At 67.7% G+C, this 1,413-nt stretch carries 2 protein-coding genes; both read left to right on the forward strand.

Features of this window, described 5'->3' with window-relative positions:
• Window positions 1-1,147, forward strand: a 1,147-nt coding sequence (kdpB, locus tag ACSFA3_RS22465) for a potassium-transporting ATPase subunit KdpB (protein ID WP_435507703.1), incomplete at its 5' end; no start/stop codon positions are given.
• Window positions 1,148-1,160: 13 nt separating this feature from the next.
• On the forward strand, window positions 1,161-1,413 hold a 253-nt coding region (locus ACSFA3_RS22470; protein ID WP_435507704.1), incomplete at its 3' end, for a potassium-transporting ATPase subunit C.

Here is a 1,413-nt window from a genome sequence, read left to right on the forward strand (position 1 = left end):
GACCGGCACCATCACGCACGGCAACCGCCAGGCCACCTCGTTCCTGCCCGCGCCCGGCATTCCGAAGGCCCGCCTGGCCCGCTCTGCGATGCTCGCATCGCTGGCCGACGAAACGCCCGAAGGCCGCAGCATCGTCGAGCTGGCCCGCCGTGACGGCCTCGACGCAGCAACGCCGGTCGATGGCGCGCATTTTGTGCCCTTCACCGCGCAGACCCGCATGAGCGGCGTCGACCTGCCCGCCGCACCCAACAGCCTCGACACCGACGCCGTTCAGTTGCGCAAGGGCGCGGTCGATGCGGTGCGCCGCCACGTCGAGGCGCCCGGCGGCAGCATGGCACCCGAGGTGCTGCGCGCGGCCGAAGAAGCGGCCCGCCGCGGCAGCACGCCGCTGGCCGTGGCCGAAGGCAACCGCGTGCTCGGCGTGGTCGAGCTCAAGGACATCGTCAAGACCGACATCAAGGAGCGCTTTGCCGAACTGCGCCGCATGGGCATCAAGACGGTGATGATCACCGGCGACAACAAGCTCACCGCCGCAGCCATCGCAGCCGAAGCCGGCGTCGATGACTTCCTGGCCGAAGCCACGCCCGAAGACAAGCTCGCGCTCATCCGCCAGTACCAGGCCGAAGGCCGCCTCGTGGCCATGACCGGCGACGGCACCAACGACGCCCCCGCGCTCGCGCAGGCCGACGTGGCCGTGGCCATGGGCAGCGGCACGCAGGCTGCGAAAGAGGCCGGCAACATGGTCGACCTCGACTCCAACCCGACCAAGCTGCTCGAAGTGGTGGAAACCGGCAAGGCGCTGCTGATGACGCGCGGCTCGCTCACCACCTTCTCGATTGCGAACGACGTGGCGAAGTACTTTGCCATCATTCCGGCGATCTTCGTGTCGACGTACCCGCAGCTGGGTGCGCTCAACGTGATGCGGCTCGCGAGCCCGTCGTCGGCCATCCTGAGCGCGGTGATCTTCAACGCGCTGGTCATCGTGTTCCTGATTCCGCTGGCATTGAAGGGCGTGCGCTACCGGCCCGTTGGTGCCGCCGCGCTGCTGCGCCGCAACCTTGCCATCTATGGCCTGGGCGGCCTGGTCGTCCCCTTCATCGGCATCAAGTTGATTGACTGGCTTCTTGTAGCCGTCCATCTCGTCTGAGGAGTTCCCAATCATGAACAACAACGGCAATATCGTTCGCCCCGTGCTCGTGGTCTTTGCACTGCTGAGCGCACTCACCGGCCTGATCTATCCGATGGCCGTCACCGGCGCCGCGAAGGCGGTGTTTCCGTCGCAGGCGGCGGGCAGCCTGATCGTGCTCGACGGCACGACCGTGGGCTCCAGGCTCATTGGCCAGAACTTCAGCGACCCGAAGCACTTCTGGGGCCGCCCGTCGGCCACCGCGCCGCAGCCCTACAACGCGACCG

Origin of the sequence: Variovorax glucosi (assembly GCF_051216695.1) — a bacterium.
Lineage (GTDB): Bacteria > Pseudomonadota > Gammaproteobacteria > Burkholderiales > Burkholderiaceae_C > Variovorax.